This is a genomic window from Mycobacterium sp. ST-F2 (genome assembly GCF_001905655.1).
In the GTDB taxonomy this organism is placed as follows: domain Bacteria; phylum Actinomycetota; class Actinomycetes; order Mycobacteriales; family Mycobacteriaceae; genus Mycobacterium.
On record NZ_JMHT01000021.1, the window covers coordinates 15,688 to 31,523 of the forward strand.

The window sequence follows — 15,836 nt, forward strand, 5'->3', positions numbered from 1 at the left end:
ATCATTCCCCCGGATATCTCAAATGGACAAACTCGACTTGAGCAGGTGCCTGGGTGTACTCCGCCGAATCCGGCATCCAATCACCATGCAGCTTCACTCCACCCGAGTGCTGATTGATCACGTCGGTAGGCACCCCGTTCATCATCGTTTGGCCTGCATACACCGCGACATGGTTGATGTTGCCGTCTGCGTCCTTGTAATAATTCAGGTCGCCAGGGAGTAGCCCTGCACGAGACGGGGCGAGCGGGTCGAGGCCGTCGCGACTCGGAGTCGGCACAACACCCACGATCTCGCCCCGGCCGGAGTGCTGAGTGACGAAGTTGTGACTCTCTTTGGCCAATGTCCAGGTTTTCGAAGAGGTGTTGTGAGGAAATATCAAGCCATCATTTTGGTAGTACCAGTCGTCGCTGTCTCCGCGACGCCAGTCATCGATGCCGTTACCTACGTCGCCAAATCCGCCGGCCCGCATTACTTGCGACGCAAAGTTGGTGCAATCGAGGTCTCCGCCCCCAAGTGATTCGTAGTCAGGGTTGAATCCCTCAGCCCACTTCTCCGAATACTCCAGCGCGGCCTGGCGGCTCGGCGACAACTGCGGCGCTGGTGGCTGCGGTGGATTGAGCTTGATCTCGTTGCCAACAAGCTGCGTTCGGTCCCCGCTCGCATGACTTTCGTGTTCGCCATCGAACGAAATACACTCCAGCTCAACAGCTTTCTCTGCTAATCGCTTGCCGACAAATGTATCGGCTTGCACGAGTCGCTCCGCGTACCACCGAATTTCCTCAGCATGCTCGGCTGCAGCTCTGTAGCGTGCCGCCGCCGTCGACAAATCAACACGCGAAGTGTCGGTGACCGATAGGTCCGCCCTGACGCGAAACCCGTTCGACTCTGCGTGCGAGATAGCCTCCAACGCTTCGCGTTTCGCCGACTCGATGCCGTGTGCACCGCCTTCGGCGATCTCTGCAGACGCCCGCTGGACCTGATTCTGACGATCGACTACGGCTGCGTCTGCAGCCATACGGTTGACGGCTGCGTCTCTGGCCTCGCCCGTCCAGTCGAGATTGGAGACACTCGCCTGGTGCTGCCGAAAGCCTTCCTCCGACATTGCCGCTGAGGCACGCCACCGCGCCGCCGCCTCATACAGATGACGACTGTCCCATGCCTCGATCGCTGCGCGGGACGGCAATGCGTCGGTGGAGGTACGCGGGACGCCAGTCATCGGTGGCCCATCTTCACACCGTCACCGCAATATCCGCAGCGCCACCTCTGTCAGTCTCGTCGTAGCGACTACTGGCATTCCGCAAGCTATTCGCATGCGTCAAAATCCGTCGCGCCTGCCGGTCATGCACCCTGGTGACGGCCTTGTCCAGGGCCGCAATTCCCACTCCACTGTGCCGCGCCTCCGTCGGCACCGCTAGTTCCCCAATTTCCCCGCTCATGAGCGAGACTGCTACCGCTTCACCACTCGCGGCAGCGGCCGAAAGTCCACTTGTGTCAACGTTCAGATTTTCCACGCCAATCCCCCAATCGGCCGACCTAGTGGAAGCAAGCCACAACGGCATCCGAATTGCCCGCACCTGTCGAAGCGCTCTCCCCTAGCGTCCGCGACGAGTCAACTCATGGCAGCAACGCTACACCCCGGTGACGTTGTAGCCGACAGACCTTTGGCACGGTGCATTCGAAACGAAGAATCGCCCGCTCGCTCCAACACCGCGCCAGCCAACGAGATTGATAGGCGCGCCGGGACGGTCCGCGAGATGGAGAATGCAGCCCGAGCCCTCCCCGCTGCCCCCGAGCGTGGATGTGACGCCTCAGCCCTAGTTTTCCGCGCCGAGACTGAGCTTGTGTGTCCGATCCGGCCTGGATCTGACACACAAGCTCACGTTCGGCGGCCCCAGCTCGTGCAGGCCGTAATGAGGGCATCCGGATCGGTCACGCTGACCCCGAGCTGCCGCAGGGTGACTGACATCCCGACGACCTTGGCCTTCACCGGTGGATCGATGGTCAGCGCCACCACGCCGTCCGACGAACCGTTGACCAACCATCGGCCGCGGAAGCCGTGCACGCCCCAGGACGTGATGCGGCCTTCCCAGCGGCTGGCTTCCTTGATCGACGCCAACGGGATCTCGGCCGAGAAACCCCAACCCATGGTCACGTGCAGCGCGCCGTCGCGCACCTCCACTGCACTGTGCTTCGGCCCGAGACCGAACGGCACCGACAGCGGCAACATCCACTTCGCGTAGCTGATCTCTGTCGTCATAGGCGCAGCGTAGGACCGCGGTGTTGGAGCCTCCTTGGAATTTCCACGCACGTTAACCGGTCCTACATGCGTCAGTGACCACCGACGAAAGGGGGCCTCCGTGACGAACACGAAAGCCGCCGTTCTTGATCGTGGCGCCTAGGAGATTCGGCCTTGTCAAATCTGCTTGCGAAAGCAGATCCCGTTGCTGGCCAGGGGTTTATCCGCCGTCCAACTTCGGAGAGCCCTAACTACAACTTGTCGGATTTCATTTACAACTGTGGGCACGTAACGGGCACTGCGGACAGCACCCCTAACCCATGAGTTCATCGGGCCGCCACGCTGCCAGGCGCAGTTCAGCCAGCAGGTTCCGCGCGGCTTCCCAGACTTCCGACTCACGCGCTCGGTAACGGTTCTTCTGCAGGTCGGTCTTGTCGACAACGGGTATCAGCAGGCCACCACTACGGAGCTGCGTGAAGATTTCGCCCACTTGCTTGTCGGCAGCGTCTCGTAGCGTCTTAGAGATCATGCGGGGGTACACATCTTGAGCACCATCGGCAATCGCGTCGCCGATGGCCGCGATCACTTCTAGCTTGTGCCGGTTCCCAAAGAGTCCTTTGGACACGTTGCGCAAAGCCTCGTCGTCCACCGCATCTCCGCTACTATGTACGTGTTACGTAATAAGTAATAGGTGATCAGTATGACGTACTCCAATGGGAACACGCCACCGCCGATCAACTGTTACTTTCACAGCGCGTATTGACCACGCCGATCATCGAATGTACGTTCGATGATGAAGCGTTGGTCCAATGCCTGAGGCAGATGGGTTTGATGGAACAATGACGCACGCAAACCAGGAGTGTGCAGCGGTCGCTGGGAGTGCGATGAACCGCGCCGGTTCGCCGGCTTCTGGTTGCTCAACCTGCGGCTTTACGTTGTGGATTCCCGTGGCCGCACTTCGTGTATCGCAAGTCGGACTTTACAGCGACGCGCGTTTCCCAGGGCGCCTGATCGTCAGCCTCAACGATCATGTCGAACATTACGACCAGACTGATCCAGATCTGTTGTCGTCCTTCATGTCCGACCTTCAAGATGCATCACTCGTACTGAGGAAAATGTCCAACGTGGAGCGTGTCAACATCGCCATTTTGGGCAATAAGGAACCTCATCTACATGCCCACGTGATTCCTCGGCGTATAGCTGATGGCAATCACGGAGTTTCTCCATGGGAGAATGCGGAACCCTATTCAAAGCTGACTGAATCCGACCGGGTGATTTTCGTCGACCTACTCAAGCAGGGTTTTGAGGACGTCCGGCGGTGAGAGTCGGTGGTCTTTGACTAGAGCAATAGATAGCTTCGCGTATTCTTGGCAACATCATCCCAATCCAGGAAAATGCATTCGAAGGCCAGTTGCAACTCTTCGGCGGCGGCCCTGAAGACACGGTAGCCGTCATCCGACTTACGCGCCTCCCACGGGAGGGTATTCCAGCGCTTCCGTTTGTCTGCGCTCTCAGTGTTTTCAATGAACAGGTCGATAGTAGAAAAGACTGTTCGCACAGCATCTTTGACGGGGTCCGGGGCGTTCTTGGTGACTGTAGCCAGCCGCGCCAGCGGGGGGATCGAGTACATGTCTTTCAGGTAGACCTCCCACGGAACTTCAAGATCGCGCGGAGCAATCAGCGGGAGAATCGAGCTTGCAATAAAGTTCTTCCTAGTCGTTAGAAGCTTCAAATAGCGCATGACTGCCTTGGGCTCTTGGCCGCCAACTGGGGTCTTTGCCTGATAGTCGACCGTTATCTGGCGCCAATATCTCAGCATGTCATTGAGCAGGAACCTCGGCGGCCGAGCCTGTGGAACATCAAAAAGGGTAATGTATCTCCGAAGGGTGCTGCCAAGGATTTTCGAATGCACTTCGGCATTTAGCAGGCTGACCGACTCTTGAATGACTTCCATTCTGACGGTGTGCGTGGAGTTCGTATCGCCTTCCAACCCAACCTGATTGATGATGTCGTATATTCCGGCAGCCCTACCGAAAAGACCAGTGGCCCCAGGCGACTTGGATGAACCGTCGGCAGTTGCCTCAACGGAAAGACAGTCTCTGATTCTGCTCAAGAGTTCGTGCGGAACCGCGGGGTCCTCTGGCATGGCATCGACCAAGACAAGGTAATCAACATCACTTGCAGGCGTGTACTCCTGCCGAGCGAGAGAACCGAACGCAACGACATCCATAGCGCCTCCGCCCGAATCAAAATCCGCTAACGCCGCGCGCATTCGCTCTGTCGCTACTTTCGAGCGATCTACCGCCGCACTCAAATGCGGCACACGGTCCGCCAACCCTAGTTCACTGATTGATTCAGCGAGGTCCATGCCACTCCGCCTAACTGCCACACGCAGGTACCACCTACATCGGAAGGTATCCAGCAACAAACCGCATGGAGCCAGTCCGCTAAAGACGCTAAAGAACCCCCTGCAGCGGCAGGGTATCTGGGTGGACGGACGCCGGAATCAAAATGGGGAATCCAACACACAGACAGTGGCTCAACCGGATGCAGGACTCCGGGTCGAGTCATTCGCGCTACACAAGTCCGCCCGCTTACACCCCCGACAATCCGGCCGCCAGTAGGAGCAACCCGGATTGTGCCCCAGCATGCTGCTCACCGACAGCCAGGGCCGCGATTATGCGCGGCGGCAACGTGCGCCGACGGTGGTGGTCAGATGCGCTCGCAGCGGCCCTCCTGCTCCTGCACACAGGGCAAAACAAGCCGGGCGAGGACACATCGTGTCTACGACTTCAAGATGCACGAGCTGAGGCACACCTACGGCGAGACTCGCGATACAGGCCGCGCGAACCATCAAGGCCCTACCGCACATGCTCGGACACAAAGTCCGTCTGCCTAACGTTGGACCGTTACGGGCACCGGTACCCGTCGGAAGTCGATCCCGTTGGGTCGCAATCAACCAACGTCATTTGCGGCGGGCTCACACCAAAATGCGCGCACGGATAACACAAGCGGCCCCGGTGCCGAAGACCGAAGCCGTTGTTTTGAATTGTGGAGCCTAGGAGATTCGAACTCCTGACATCTGCCTTGCAAAGGCAGCGCTCTACCAACTGAGCTAAGGCCCCTCGATGGTGTCCGGGTGAATGGAGTGCCAGACCTCTGCGCCATGCCGGGTCCGCCAAACGGTGACCGCGGCCACTCCGAGCAAGGTACCGAGCACCAGCAGAACCAATCTCACGGTGCACCCTTCCGGTGGGGGAGTCGGTATTACCGACTTCCGTGGGCCTAGGAGGACTCGAACCTCCGACCTCTTCGTTATCAGCGAAGCGCTCTAACCGCCTGAGCTATAGGCCCGAAAGTGGCCTTGCGGCCGAGCGATGAGATTACCGTATGGGTACCTCTGCGCCCAAAACGCGACGTCAGCCGCGCCCGCAGGCCTGCTGACTAGTCCCGATCCGCGAGCGTCACCTCGACGCCGCCGACCAGATCCGTCGTCAGGTTGTAGACGAAAGCCGCGGCGGTCGCCATGGCCGTCAACAGCACGATGTTGACCAACCCGATGAGGGTCGCGCCGCCGAAAATCGTACTCGCAGAAACCAATTCACCGCCCGCGCCGCCACCGCTGGTGAGCAGATCGCCGACGTTGCTGTTGAGCTTGCTCCACACACCCATGCCACCGAGGACGAGGTACAGGAACGCGACGGCGATCATCCACACGAAGAACAGCGCCACCGACAGCACCAACGAGACCTTCAACACGCTCCACGGGTCGACGCGGCGCACCTGCATGCTGGCCCGCACCGGACCATCCTGACGGGCGCCCGCACGAGGCCGCGACGCCGCCGAACGGGCCGGGGCGGGGGACACCGTCGCGACGGTGCTGCGCGGCTCCCGCGGCTCGCCCGGCCGGCGCTGCGGCTGGCGGGAGAGGTCCGGGATCTCGCTGGCGTACGCGGCGTCGGGACGCGTCTCCGTCCGTACCGTTTCGGCAGTCCGGACAGGCTTGGGCGGCACGTTGCCCGTCGGGGTCACCGCGGGTGCCGCCGGAACAGCCGGCGCCGGGGGCGGGGTGTCCGGAGTGATGGCCGGCGTGATGGTCGTCTCCGCCTCCGAAGCCGACCCACCCCCGCTGCCACTGACGAACCGGTTGAGCCGGTCGTCCAGGCTCTGGCCGGCGGCCCCAGCTGCGTCAGCCGGGGCCCCGGAGCGGACCCGCTGCCAGGGCGGTGTCTCGCCGCCTGGGTCGGCCGCATGGGCACCGCCACCCGATCCGGTGGCCGGCCCGTTGTTGCTCGTGGGTCCGTCACCGGTACGGGTGTATCCCGGCTCGTTCGGGGAACTCACCTGGCGGCTCCTTCAATCTCCGGCGGCTGTGGGCAGTCGCAGCACTACGTTTCGTCGGTCTCGGTCTCGGTCGTCACCTCGACGTCGGTCTCGGTGTCACCGTCGCCAGGCTCGGCCTCTTCGGCGTTGCGCGCGACGGCAATCAGTGTGTCGCCCTCGCCCAAGTTCATCAACCGAACGCCCTTGGTCTGCCGTCCGGCCTTGCGCACCTGACGTGCCGCGGTCCGGATGACGCCGCCACCGGAGGTGATGGCGTACAGCTCGGTCTCGTCGTCGACGATCAGCGCACCGACCAGACTGCCACGCTTCGGGTCGTACTGGATCGTGAGGATGCCCTTGCCGCCTCGGCCCTGCGCCGTGTACTCGTCGATGGCGGTCCGCTTGGCGTAACCACCCGCGGTCGCGACCAACAGGTAGGTGTCCGGCACGACGACGTTGAGCGACAACAACCGGTCGTCTTCGTTGAACCGCATGCCCTGCACGCCGGAGGTGGCACGGCCCATGGGCCGCAGCGCCTCGTCGGTGGCCGAGAACCGGATGGACTGGCCGTTGGCCGACACCAGCAGCAGGTCCTCTTCGGCGGAGCACAGCACCGCGCCGACCAGTTCGTCGCCGTCACGCAGGTTGATCGCGACGATGCCGCCCGAGCGGTTCGAGTCGAAGTCGGCCAGCTTGGACTTCTTCACCAGACCGTTGCGGGTGGCGAGCACCAGGTAGGGCGCGTCCTCGTAGCTCTTGATCTGGATGACCTGAGCGATGCGCTCCTCCGGCTGGAAGGCCAACAGGTTCGCGACGTGCTGACCGCGCGCGGTCCGCGAGGCCTCGGGCAGGTCGTAGGCCTTGGCCCGATACACCCGGCCCTGCGTGGTGAAGAACAGGATCCAGTCGTGCGTGGAGCACACGAAGAAGTGGTTGACGATGTCGTCCTGCTTCAGCCCGGCACCCTGCACGCCCTTACCGCCGCGCTTCTGGCTGCGGTACAGGTCGGTCTTGGTGCGCTTGGCGTAGCCGGTCTCGGTGATGGTGACGACGACGTCCTCGCGCTGGATGAGGTCCTCGTCGGTGACATCACCGTCGGCCGCGATGATCCGGGTACGACGGTCGTCGCCGTACTTGTCGGCGAGCTCCTGGAGCTCGTCGTGGACGATGGCGCGCTGCCGCTCGGGCTTGGCGAGAATGTCCTCGAGGTCGGCGATCTCGGCTTCGATCTTGGCCAGATCGTCGACGATGCGCTGCCGTTCCAGGGCGGCGAGGCGACGCAGCTGCATGTCGAGGATGGCCTGCGCCTGGATCTCGTCGACCTCGAGCAGCTCCATCAAGCCGGTCCGGGCCGCGTCGGCGTTGGCCGACGCGCGGATCAGCGCGATGACTTCATCAAGAGCGTCAAGGGCTTTCACCAAGCCGCGCAAGATGTGGGCGCGTTCGTTGGCCTTGCGCAACCGGTACCGGGTGCGCCGGATGATCACGTCGAGCTGGTGCGCGACGTAGTAGCGGATCATCTGATCGAGACGCAGGGTGCGGGGCACGCCGTCGACGATCGACAGCATGTTGGCACCGAAGCTCGTCTGCAGCTGAGTGTGCTTGTAGAGGTTGTTCAGCACCACCTTGGCGACGGCGTCACGCTTGAGGTCGACGACGATGCGCAGACCGACGCGGTCACTGGACTGGTCCTCGATGTTGGAGATGCCGGCGATCCGGCCGTCGCGCACCTGCTCGGCGATCGAAGTGATGAAGTTGTCGTGGTTGACCTGGTAGGGCAGCTCGGTGATGACGAGCGAGGTGCGGCCCTTGGCGTCTTCCTCGATCTCGACGACACCGCGCATGCGGACCGAGCCACGACCGGTGCGGTAGGTGTCGGAGATGCCCTGCGTCCCCACGATCAGGCCGTGAGTGGGGAAGTCCGGGCCCTTGACCCGCTCCATCACCGCCTCGAGGGTGGTCTCCTCGTCGGCTTCGTGGTTCTCCAGGCACCAGTACACGGCCTCGGCGAGTTCGCGGAGGTTGTGCGGCGGGATGTTGGTGGCCATACCGACGGCGATACCGCCGGAGCCGTTGGCCAGCAGGTTCGGGAACCGGCTGGGCAGGACGGTCGGCTCCTGCACGCGGCCGTCGTAGTTGGGGATGAAATCGACTGTCTCCTCGTCGATTTCGCGCAGCATCTCCATGGCCAGCGGGGTGAGGCGGGCCTCGGTGTAACGCATGGCTGCCGCGGGGTCGTTACCCGGCGAGCCGAAGTTGCCCTGGCCGTCGACCAGCGGGTAGCGCAGCGACCACGGCTGGGCCATGCGGACCAGGGTGTCGTAGATCGACGAGTCGCCGTGCGGGTGGTAGTTACCCATGGTCTCGGCAACCGAACGCGCGGACTTGGCGTGGGAGCGGTCCGGACGGAAGCCCGAGTCGTACATCGCGTAGAGCACGCGACGGTGCACCGGCTTGAGGCCGTCACGGACCTCGGGGAGGGCGCGGCCCACGATGACGCTCATGGCGTAATCGATGTAGCTGCGCTGCATCTCCTGCTGGATGTCAACCGGTTCGATGCGGTCGCCCTCGGGCGGCATGGTGTCGGTCATCGGGTTCCTTCTGCGGATTGTTTCACGTTAAACATCGTGTTTTTCGGATCGGCTCAGCGGCCGACCTCACATCGCTTCGGTGTGGTTGTATTCCCACTTTTCGATCAGCGGCCCCAGCTCCGTCAGGAACTTGGCGACGTGGGGAGTGGTGCCGTGCAGGTCGAGCGCTTCCTTCGAGTCCCAGTGTTCGAAGCAGTGGAACAGCGACGGCTCATCCAGGTCGCGGTAGAACTCGTAGGTGATGCAACCCGGCTCGGCCAGGGTCGGGGTCACCAACTCGCGCATGGCCGCAGCGGCCTGCTCGGCCGCGTCGGGCGATACCTTGACCCGGATAAACGCGGTGTGCACCATCGATTTTCTCTCTTCTGTCTTGCTATCGAGCGCTAAACGTCAAGGAAGCGAACATCTTTGGCGTTCCGCGTGATGAAGCTGCGGCGCGCTTCGACGTCCTCGCCCATCAGGATCGAGAACAGTTCGTCGGCGGCGGCGGCGTCGTCGAGGGTGACCTGACGGAGCACCCGGACCGACGGATCCATGGTGGTCTCCCACAGCTCCTTGGCGTCCATCTCGCCCAGACCCTTGTAGCGCTGGATGCCGTCGTCGGTGTTGATGCGCTTGCCGGCCTTCTTGCCGGCTTCCAGCAGGCCGTCGCGCTCCCGGTCCGAATACGCGAATTCCGGTTCGCTGCGTTGCCATTTCAGCTTGTACAGCGGCGGCTGCGCCAGGAAGATGTGCCCGTTTTCCACCAGCGGCTTCATGAAGCGGAACAACAGCGTCAGCAGCAGGGTCGAGATGTGCTGGCCGTCGACGTCGGCGTCGGCCATCAGCACGATCTTGTGATAGCGCAGCTTCGAGATGTCGAATTCGTCGTGGATACCGGTGCCCAGGGCCGTGATGATGGCCTGGACCTCGTTGTTCTTCAGCACGCGGTCGATGCGGGCCTTCTCGACGTTGATGATCTTGCCGCGCAGCGGCAGGATCGCCTGGAACATCGAGTCGCGGCCACTCTTGGCCGAGCCACCGGCCGAATCGCCCTCCACCACATACAGTTCCGACTTGCTCGGGTCGGTGGAGCGGCAGTCGGCCAGCTTGCCTGGCAGGCCACCGATGTCGGTCGCGCTCTTACGCCGCACCAACTCCCGCGCCTTACGCGCGGCGACACGCGCCTGCGCCGACGAAACCGCTTTGTTGACAACCGTTTTGGCTTCGGCGGGGTTGGCCTCGAACCAGTGGGTCAGCTGCTCATTGCAGATTTTCTGCACGAACGACTTGACCTCGGTGTTGCCGAGCTTGGTCTTGGTCTGGCCCTCGAACTGCGGCTGACGGACCTTCACCGACACGACGGCCGCGAGACCCTCACGGATGTCGTCACCGGTGAGGTTGGCTTCTTTCTCCTTCAGCAGCTTCTTGTCGCGCGCGTACTTGTTGACCACCGTGGTCAGTGCCGCACGGAAGCCTTCTTCGTGCGTACCGCCCTCGTGCGTGTTGATGGTGTTCGCGAAGGTGTGCACCGACTCGGAGTATCCGGCGTTCCACTGCATGGCGATCTCGACCTCGTGGCCGTCGCCCTTGCCACCGAAGTCGATGATGCTCTGCTGGATGGCGCTCTTGGTGCGGTTGATGTGCTTGACGAAGTCGACCAGACCGTCGGGGTAATGGAAGACGCGGTGCTTGACCTTGTGCGGCGCGGCAGCCTCAGCGGCCTGTTCCTCGGCAGACTTCGGGGCTTCGGCGTGATCGCTGACCACCTCGTCGACCACCGCGGCCGGGGCGACGCGCTCGTCGGTGAGCTCGATGGTCAGGCCCTTGTTGAGGAACGCCATTTCCTGCAGCCGGCGGGCGATGGTCTCGAAGTCGTAGACCGTGGTCTCGAAAATGTCCGGATCGGCCCAGAACCGGATGGTGGTTCCGGTCTTCTTGGACGGCTCACCCTTGCGCAGGGTGCCGGGGACCGACTTGTCGTAGGTCTGGTGCCACTCGAAGCCGTCTTTGTGAATGTCGGCCTCGAGGCGGGTCGACAGCGCGTTCACCACGGAGACACCGACGCCGTGCAGACCACCGGAGACCTGGTAGGCGCCCTCTTCGAACTTTCCACCGGCGTGCAACACGGTCATGACGACGTCAACGGTCGGGATACCGGTGGCGTGCATCGCGACGGGGATGCCGCGGCCATCGTCGGTGACCTGGACACCGCCGTCCTCGAGAATGCGGACGTCGACCTTGGTCGCGAAACCGGCCATGGCCTCGTCGACCGCGTTGTCCACAACTTCCCAGATGAGGTGGTGCAGGCCGCGCTCGCCGGTGGACCCGATGTACATACCGGGACGTTTACGGACCGCTTCCAGACCTTCGAGGACCTTGATCGAATCGGCACCGTACTCAGCCGGCGCATCCTTCTTTTGGGCAGCCACGTCGGACGCGTCTCCTTGGGGTTCGCGGGGCGGTGAGGACACCGCACTCAGATCTGTCGACAGTCTACCGGTAGGCCCGGGCGGCACTGACTTTCTGACAGCGTTTTGACACGTCTGTTCGCGCCGTGCGGGGAATTTCTCGGGTTACGTCGCGTCCGGACGCTCCAGGGGCGTCATCTGAGACGCATCGGCGCGCTGAGCGACGCCGGAAAACGGCCTCAGCCGAAAGTGTCGCGGGGCCCGCGGGCCCCGAAATTACGCGGGCCCTTCTGCCACGTCGGGCCCGACGGACCGACGATCTTGAGCGACGTGACGATCCCGTCGCCGACGGCGGCCGCGATTTTCGCCAGAATCTGGGACTGCACCATCCGCAGCTGCGTCGCCCAGGCCGTGGACTCCGCCGTCACCGTCAGGATGCCCTCGCGCAGAGATGTGGGGGAGGCATGTTCCGCGATCTGCTCACCGACCACCGTCGACCACTGACCGAACACCGATCCCTCGGCCATCCGGCCCGACCAGCCCCGGTTACGGGCCAGGTCCATGGTCGCCGACCCCAACAACTGGGGATCCCGACGATCGGGCCCGGGGCCGGACCAGGTGCGCCGACCACCGCCGCGCTTGGCTTTCGAGACGGGCGCGTTACGGCCGCGGCCGACGTCTTTTCCTTGGCTGCGGGCGGCGCCGCGGGCTTCCTCCAGCGTGCGACGCACCAGATCCATGCCCTTGAGATGGGCCAGATGCGGTGGCGGGAAAGCACTTTCGGGCATGTCGGAATTCTGCGGTTCCTCGCTGCTCGGTCGCTGATTCGCTCCGCAAGCGTCGCTCATGCGTCCACCACCGAAATCCGCCCGCCCTCGTCGTCACGCATCACCACATTGATCCGGGTGCCGTCCCAGTCCTGCGGAATGTCGTCGGGCACCGCCGCGGTGACCAAAACCTGCTCCGCCGATTGTGCCACGTCGGCCAGCGCGCGCCGGCGTGCCGAATCGAGTTCGGCGAACACGTCGTCGAGGAGCAACACGGGGTCGGTGCCGTCGGTCCGCAGCAGTTCGTACGCGCCCAGGCGCAACGCCAGGGCCATGGACCACGATTCGCCGTGGCTGGCAAAACCTTTCGCGAGCTGGTCGCCGAGGCGCAGTTCGAGATCGTCACGGTGCGGGCCGACGAGGCAGACGCCGCGCTCCAGTTCCGCCGACCGGCGGCGGGCGAGTTCATCGAGCAACGCGCTCTGGTATGCCGCGACGTCGACCGATCCGGTACCGGCTTGTTCTTCGACGGCCTCGACGGAACTGCGGTAACGGACCGACGCGGGCCGTGAGGCCGGCGCCAGCAGGTGGTAGGCCTTGGTGATCTCTGGATGCAGTTCGTTGATCAGGTTGACCCGCGCGGCGATCAGTTCGGCGCCGTGGCTGGCCAGATGACCGTCCCAGACATCGAGCGTCTCGAGCGCGCCTGCGTCAGCACCGCGAAAACGACTGGCGCCCGCGGACTTCAACAGCGCCGTGCGCTGGCGGACCACTTTTTCGTAATCGGCGCGGACGCCGCCCAATCTGGGCCGACGGGTGCTCGCCAGTTCGTCGAGATACCGCCGGCGCTCACCGGGATCCCCGCGGACCAAGGACAAGTCTTCGGGTGCGAACAACACCGCCCGCAGGGCGCCAAGAATTTCACGGGCGGAGCGGACGGGGGAGCGGTTCAGCCGAGCCTTGTTGGCCCGGCCTGCGGTGATGTCGAGATCCACCGCCAGTTCCCGGCCCTCGTTGACGACGATGGTGGACACCACCGCGCGTTCGCAGCCGGACCGGATCAGGGGGGCGTCGGACGCGACCCGGTGAGAGCCCAGAGTGGCGGTATACCACAGGGCCTCAACGACATTGGTCTTGCCGAAACCGTTCTGGCCGACGAAGACGGTCCGTCCCGGCGCCAGTTCCAGGTCGAGCCGGGGCCAGGACCGAAAGTCGGTCAGAGTGAGTTGTCGAACAAACACCCTAGCCGGACTTACTGACCCTCTGCACGGCGTGTCCACCGAACTGATTACGAAGTGCCGCAACGGCTTTCATGGTCGGCGAGTCCTCCTGCCGGGACAGGAACCGCGCGAACAACGACGCCGCGATACCGGGCACCGGGACCCGCAGCCGAATGGCCTCCTCGACTGTCCACCGGCCTTCACCGGAATCCTCGGTGTAGCCGCTGATGTCGGCCAGCTCGGGATCTTCCTTGAGCGCCTTGGCCAGTAGCTGCTGCAACCACGACCGCACGACGGTGCCGTTGGTCCAGGCCTGATAGACCGCCTGCGGACTCTTGATCAGCGGCTCGGCGGCCAGCATCTCGTACCCCTCGCCGTAGGCCGTCATCAACGCGTACTCGACGCCGTTGTGCACCATCTTGGCGAAGTGTCCGGCACCGACGGGGCCGGCGTGGACGAAGCCGTCGGCGAGATCTCCCTCGGGCCGCAGCGTCTCGAAGATCGGCATGACGCGCGCGACGTCGTCGTCGCTGCCACCGACCATCAGGCCATAACCTTCGGTCAGGCCCCACACACCACCGGACACGCCGGCGTCGATGAAGCCGATTCCCTTGTCCGCCAACAGTTTTGCGTGCACACCATCTTCGGTGTACCGGGAATTGCCGCCGTCGATCACCAGATCGCCGGCGCTGAGCACCCCGGCGAGATCCTCGATGGTCTCGCGGGTGATCTCACCCGAGGGCACCATGACCCACACCACGCGCGGCGCCTCGAGCCGCTCGGCCAGGCTGGCGAGTGACGGGACGTCGCTCACCTCGGGCCGTGGGTCGTACCCGACGACGTCGTGGCCGCCACCGCGCAGACGCTCGCGCATGTTGAAGCCCATTTTTCCGAGGCCGATCAACCCCAGTTGCATCAGTGCTTCCTCCGCTGTTCGGTTCCGGTCAGCCCGGCAGGCGCACCGGCATCAGCAAGTACACGTAGTCGGTGTCCCCGGCGGGGAACGGTCCGGATCCCGAGTACTGATTCTCCCCGGCCGGCCGCAACACCGCAGGCTTGCTGGGGGTGGTGAAGCCGAACGTGACGCGGTCGGCATGCAGCGAACCCAGACCGTCGGTCAGGTAGGTGGGGTTGAACGCGATGGTCAACGGCTCGCCGTAGAACTCGACGGGCAGGTCTTCCTCGGCGCGGCCCACGTCGTCGGCACCGGCCGACAGCCGCAGGATGTCGTCGGCGAACTCCATCCGGACCTGGGCACCACGATCGGCGACCAGGGCGACACGCTTGATGGCCTCGGCGAGTTCGGCGACACCGATGGTGGCCACCGCGGTGTGCTCGGCCGGCAGCAGCTGGCGGAATTTCGGGAATTCCGCGTCGAGCAGGCGCGTGGTGGTGCGCTTGCCGTTGCTGCGGATACCCAGCATGCCGTCCTTGCCGACGGCCTGGCCGGCACCCAGCGACAGGTGCACCTCGGTGCCGTCGGCGCCGGACTTGGCCGACTCGGCCAGGGTCTTGGCCGGAACCAGCACGGCGGCTTCGAGATCCGGCACCGCGGAATTCCACGTCAATTCGCGCACCGCGAGACGGAAGCGGTCGGTGGCCGCCAGGACCACCTTCTCGCCCGAGATCTCGACGCGGACACCGGTCAGCATCGGCAGGGTGTCGTCGCGGCCGGCGGCGACGGCCACCTGACCGATGGCCTCGGCGAAAACGTTGGCAGGCACGATGCCGGTCTCATCCGGCAGCGCGGGCAGTGCCGGGTAGTCCTCGACGGCCATGGTCGGCAGGGAGAAGCGGGCGCTCCCGCAACTCAGCGCCACGCGGGTGCCTTCGACGCTCAGCTCGACGGGCTTGGCCGGCAGTGCGCGGGTGATGTCCGAGAGCAGCTTGCCCGACACCAAAACGCTTCCGGGAGAAGCGATTTCAGCTGCAACCCGAACCTCGGCGGACACCTCGTAGTCGTATCCGGAGATGGTCAGGCCGTCGTCGGAGCCGGTCAGCAGCACACCGGCCAGGACCGGGTTCAGCGGCCGGGACGGCAGGATCCGGGCGACCCAGGCCACGGCGTCGGCGAAGTCTTCCCGAACGAGACGGAACTTCAAATCGGTCAGACCGGCTGTCGTCGCCACGTCCATAGCGTCCCTTCGCTGTAACCCCACCACGCTTGCCTGCCGGATCCCGCCGTGAGGCGCGAACAACGCACCTCGGCGTTGGTTCCGGCTATCGAAGAACACCGTAGAGCGTTCTGCGTGAAGTTGAAAGCTAAACGATCAGGCCGGACAGCGCGTGACGACCCCCGGAAACCCGCC

The 15,836-nt window shown here is 63.9% G+C and carries 14 protein-coding genes and 2 tRNA genes; 1 reads left to right on the forward strand and 15 read right to left on the reverse strand.

Annotated elements, in window-relative coordinates; translation table 11 throughout:
- Window position 1: 1 nt before the first annotated feature.
- The 3 genes from EB75_RS08975 to EB75_RS08985 form a co-directional block, all read right to left on the reverse strand.
- Window positions 2-1,216, reverse strand: coding sequence for an amidase domain-containing protein (locus EB75_RS08975; protein ID WP_073695079.1), 1,215 nt, complete (start codon window positions 1,214-1,216; stop codon window positions 2-4).
- A gap of 660 nt (window positions 1,217-1,876) precedes the next feature.
- Window positions 1,877-2,257: a hypothetical protein gene (locus EB75_RS08980; protein WP_073695080.1), complete on the reverse strand. Its 381-nt coding sequence runs from the start codon at window positions 2,255-2,257 to the stop codon at window positions 1,877-1,879.
- A gap of 292 nt (window positions 2,258-2,549) precedes the next feature.
- Window positions 2,550-2,885, reverse strand: a complete 336-nt coding sequence (locus tag EB75_RS08985) for a hypothetical protein (protein WP_142239505.1) — start codon at window positions 2,883-2,885, stop codon at window positions 2,550-2,552.
- A 160-nt stretch (window positions 2,886-3,045) separates the two neighbouring features.
- On the opposite strand from EB75_RS08985, the gene EB75_RS08990 reads away from it, so the two are divergent.
- Window positions 3,046-3,558, forward strand: coding sequence for an HIT family protein (locus tag EB75_RS08990; RefSeq protein ID WP_083612115.1), 513 nt, complete (start codon window positions 3,046-3,048; stop codon window positions 3,556-3,558).
- Window positions 3,559-3,575: 17 nt separating this feature from the next.
- Here EB75_RS08990 and EB75_RS08995 read toward each other — a convergent pair whose 3' ends face one another.
- The 12 genes from EB75_RS08995 to dnaN all read right to left on the reverse strand — a co-directional run bounded on the left by EB75_RS08995 (window position 3,576) and on the right by dnaN (window position 15,662).
- Complete coding sequence (locus EB75_RS08995) at window positions 3,576-4,604, reverse strand: nucleotidyltransferase domain-containing protein (protein WP_142239506.1); 1,029 nt, start codon at window positions 4,602-4,604, stop codon at window positions 3,576-3,578.
- 684 nt (window positions 4,605-5,288) lie between these two features.
- Window positions 5,289-5,361 (reverse strand) — tRNA-Ala (locus EB75_RS09000).
- On the reverse strand, window positions 5,352-5,474 hold the full coding sequence (locus tag EB75_RS29930; RefSeq protein ID WP_286150133.1) for a hypothetical protein: 123 nt from the start codon (window positions 5,472-5,474) through the stop codon (window positions 5,352-5,354). Before EB75_RS29930 ends, EB75_RS09000 begins: the two co-directional genes overlap by 10 nt.
- A gap of 42 nt (window positions 5,475-5,516) precedes the next feature.
- A tRNA-Ile gene (locus EB75_RS09005) sits at window positions 5,517-5,590 on the reverse strand.
- A gap of 90 nt (window positions 5,591-5,680) precedes the next feature.
- Window positions 5,681-6,580, reverse strand: a complete 900-nt coding sequence (locus tag EB75_RS09010; RefSeq protein ID WP_073695084.1) for a DUF3566 domain-containing protein — start codon at window positions 6,578-6,580, stop codon at window positions 5,681-5,683.
- 44 nt (window positions 6,581-6,624) lie between these two features.
- Window positions 6,625-9,150 (reverse strand): DNA gyrase subunit A, encoded by a 2,526-nt coding sequence (gyrA, locus tag EB75_RS09015; protein WP_073695085.1) that lies wholly within the window; start codon window positions 9,148-9,150, stop codon window positions 6,625-6,627.
- A 66-nt stretch (window positions 9,151-9,216) separates the two neighbouring features.
- Window positions 9,217-9,501, reverse strand: a complete 285-nt coding sequence (locus EB75_RS09020; protein WP_073695086.1) for a putative quinol monooxygenase — start codon at window positions 9,499-9,501, stop codon at window positions 9,217-9,219.
- A gap of 32 nt (window positions 9,502-9,533) precedes the next feature.
- Window positions 9,534-11,561 (reverse strand): DNA topoisomerase (ATP-hydrolyzing) subunit B, encoded by a 2,028-nt coding sequence (gene gyrB / locus EB75_RS09025; protein ID WP_073695087.1) that lies wholly within the window; start codon window positions 11,559-11,561, stop codon window positions 9,534-9,536.
- 218 nt (window positions 11,562-11,779) lie between these two features.
- Entirely contained in the window at window positions 11,780-12,328 is a 549-nt protein-coding gene (locus EB75_RS09030; RefSeq protein WP_073695088.1) for a DUF721 family protein, read from the reverse strand.
- 56 nt (window positions 12,329-12,384) lie between these two features.
- Window positions 12,385-13,548 carry a DNA replication/repair protein RecF gene (gene recF, locus EB75_RS09035; protein WP_073695089.1) on the reverse strand — a complete coding sequence of 388 codons (1,164 nt, stop codon included), beginning with the start codon at window positions 13,546-13,548 and terminating at the stop codon, window positions 12,385-12,387.
- 1 nt (window position 13,549) lies between these two features.
- Window positions 13,550-14,443 (reverse strand): phosphogluconate dehydrogenase (NAD(+)-dependent, decarboxylating), encoded by an 894-nt coding sequence (gnd, locus tag EB75_RS09040; protein WP_073695090.1) that lies wholly within the window; start codon window positions 14,441-14,443, stop codon window positions 13,550-13,552.
- A gap of 28 nt (window positions 14,444-14,471) precedes the next feature.
- On the reverse strand, window positions 14,472-15,662 hold the full coding sequence (gene dnaN / locus EB75_RS09045) for a DNA polymerase III subunit beta (RefSeq protein WP_061006386.1): 1,191 nt from the start codon (window positions 15,660-15,662) through the stop codon (window positions 14,472-14,474).
- Window positions 15,663-15,836 lie beyond the last annotated feature (174 nt).